The 3,097-nt window shown below is 41.9% G+C and carries 3 protein-coding genes; all 3 read left to right on the top strand.

The genetic code is table 11. The features are described 5' to 3' along the window. Positions 1 to 278 precede the first annotated feature (278 nt). Entirely contained in the window at positions 279 to 1,529 is a 1,251-nt protein-coding gene (gene metK, locus Q0625_RS13990; RefSeq protein WP_298828588.1) for a methionine adenosyltransferase, read from the top strand. Positions 1,530 to 1,700: 171 nt separating this feature from the next. Continuing rightward, positions 1,701 to 2,852 (top strand): Na+/H+ antiporter NhaA, encoded by a 1,152-nt coding sequence (gene nhaA, locus Q0625_RS13985; protein ID WP_298828586.1) that lies wholly within the window; start codon positions 1,701 to 1,703, stop codon positions 2,850 to 2,852. 7 nt (positions 2,853 to 2,859) lie between these two features. Next, positions 2,860 to 3,097 (top strand): YARHG domain-containing protein (locus Q0625_RS13980; RefSeq protein ID WP_298828584.1); only part of this gene is annotated, 238 nt, incomplete at its 3' end.

The following is a 3,097-nucleotide window of genomic DNA, read 5'->3' as shown; positions in this document are numbered from 1 at the left end:
AACTCGCGACATTCAGCTTGGAAGGCTGACGCTCTACCAACTGAGCTACTCCCGCTTGTTTTTTTGACGGTGCAAAGGTAAAACAATTTTTCAATTCCACAAAATAAAAATTGATTTTTTTATCCTACACTAAAAATAATGGATTTATTTGTTTTATTTCAAAAATAAAAGCCGTAACTTTGCGCCACTATTAACCGAGGACAGATTTGACTGATTGCCACCTCATCGCATGGGCGATAAAAGATGCTAAACCAGTAATCTCCTCATAAACTTTTTTTATGGGATATTTATTTACTTCCGAATCGGTGTCCGAAGGACATCCTGACAAAATCGCTGACCAGATTAGCGATGCTCTCATTGACCATTTCCTCGCTTTTGACCCTTCATCCAAGGTGGCTTGCGAAACCTTAGTAACCACAGGACAAGTGATCCTTGCAGGAGAAGTGAAATCCAAAACTTATCTTGATGTACAGCAGATCGCTCGTGATGTGATCAGGCGTATAGGCTATACCAAGAGCGATTATATGTTTGAGGCAAACTCCTGTGGAGTGCTTTCCGCCATACATGAACAATCCCCCGATATCAACCAAGGGGTGGTACGCCACTCTCCTGAGGAACAAGGAGCAGGCGACCAAGGAATGATGTTTGGCTATGCTACCCGTGAAACAGATACTTATATGCCACTACCTTTGGCACTTTCTCATGCCATTGTACGGGAATTGGCTACTTTACGCCGTGAAAATAACCAAATCACTTACCTACGCCCTGATGCCAAGAGCCAAGTAACGCTTGAGTATAGCGATGATAATAAGCCTGTACGCATAGATAGTATTGTAATCTCCACCCAGCATGACCCCTTTGATACCGAAGCTAAGATGCTTGCCAAAATCAAAGAGGATATGATCCATATACTCATTCCTCGTATCAAGCAGCAATACCCAAAATATGCGCATCTTTTTGATGAAAATATTAAATACCACATCAACCCAACAGGAGTTTTCGTTATTGGAGGACCTCACGGAGATACAGGGCTTACAGGACGTAAGATTATTGTAGACACCTACGGGGGCAAGGGTGCTCACGGAGGAGGCGCTTTCTCTGGGAAAGACCCCAGCAAGGTGGACAGAAGTGCTGCCTATGCCACCCGCCATATAGCAAAGAATATGGTAGCGGCAGGTGTAGCCGATGAGATGCTTGTACAGGTAAGCTACGCCATTGGGGTAGCCGAGCCTACAGGTGTCTATGTCAATACCTATGGTACTTCCAAAGTAGCCCTTACCGATGGACAGATTGCTCAGAAGGTCAGAGAAATCTTCTCTCTACGCCCTTATGATATAGAACAGCGCCTGAAGCTGCGTTATCCTATTTATAGCGAAACCGCCGCTTATGGTCATATGGGAAGAAACCCCGAAGTGGTAAAGAAAGTATTTGCTTCTCCTTATCATAACACCAAAACCATAGAGGTAGAACTCTTCACTTGGGAAAAATTAGACTATGTAGAGACAATCCGAAAGGCCTTTGGACTATAATGTCTCAGAGAACTCTAATATACCAAAGAGACTACCCCGATAAGGATAGTCTCTTTTTGTTATTAAAGCTAACACTATTGGCACAATTCAGTATTGTAAAACTAAGTGTAAATCACAGATTCCCCAATTATAAATATTTAAATATCAAATTATAATAAAAGATTAATTATCATGAAGCTAATTACAATTTTAAAAGAATTCTTCCTTAAGAATCAATCCTCAGGGGTGTTGTTGATCCTCTGTGTAGTACTTTCTTTGACAATCGCCAATTCCCCTATGGCGGAAAGTTTTCAGGCACTCTTAGACCAAGAGGTAGGGCCTTATTCGATCAGTATGTGGATTAATGATGCCCTGATGGCTATCTTCTTCCTATTAGTAGGATTGGAGATCAAGCGGGAGATCCTCAAGGGCGAACTCTCGGATATCAGGAGTGCTTCCCTCCCGATAGTAGCTGCTATAGGGGGGATGATCGTGCCTGCGGTTATCTTTTCCTTACTGAATTATGGGACACCTTATAGCAAGGGTTGGGCGATTCCTATGGCTACAGATATTGCCTTTTCCTTGGCAGTCATCTCTATGTTGGGCAGGGGGGTGCCTATAGCGATTAAGGTCTTTTTAGTAGCCTTGTCCATAGTAGATGATTTGGGAGCTATTGTGGTGATTGCCCTCTTCTATACCGATGCGATTCATTGGAGTTACCTGCTCTATAGTGGGGGAATCATAGCTGTATTATGCTTGTTGAACTATCTTAAGGTGAGAAAGATCGTATTTTACTTGCTTTTAGGAGTACTCTTGTGGTATTGCATGCACCATTCAGGAATACATGCTACTATAGCAGGGGTTATTTTGGCCTTTACTATGCCTGCTAATGCAGAAAAAGGTAAAAAATCTCCTTTAGAAAAGCTGGAACATGCCCTACAAATCCCTGTAGGCTATATCATTATGCCCGTTTTTGCCTTGGCTAATACCAATATCACCTATAAGTCAGGCATGATAGAGGGATTATCCTCTTCTTTGGGAGTAGGAGTTGTTTTAGGGCTTATCTTGGGCAAACTCGTAGGGATCAACCTTTTCTCCTTTATAGCCGTTAAGCTGAAGATAAGCACCTTACCACATGCCAGTCGTTGGATACACATGATAGGCGTAGGGCTATTGGCAGGGATAGGCTTTACCATGTCTATCTTTATCTCCTTGCTTTCCTTTAAGGAACATGAATTACAAGATGCAGCCAAATTTGCTATTCTAACGGCCTCCATACTTGCGGGGGCTTTGGGATATATATTGCTAAGAAGTGTCACCAAGAAAGAAAACAAATCTGTTTAGAGACTATATGAAACATTTATACTTTTTATCAATAGCGTTATTCTCATTAAGCGCAATGGCACAGCTAAAAGATTGCGCCACTTGTTCTACCCAAGTAATTAAGGAACAACAGATCAGCAAATTGAGCATTGATGAATTGCGCTTCCTTACTAACGACCTCTACGCGCGCAAGGGTTATAAGTTTAAAGACTATGAAATAAGCAATTACTTTAATGAAAAACCGTGGTATAAGCCTGTAAGTGACA

This window comes from uncultured Capnocytophaga sp., from assembly GCF_938029845.1.
GTDB lineage: Bacteria > Bacteroidota > Bacteroidia > Flavobacteriales > Flavobacteriaceae > Capnocytophaga.
This window is presented reverse-complemented; position numbering and strand designations above follow the sequence as displayed.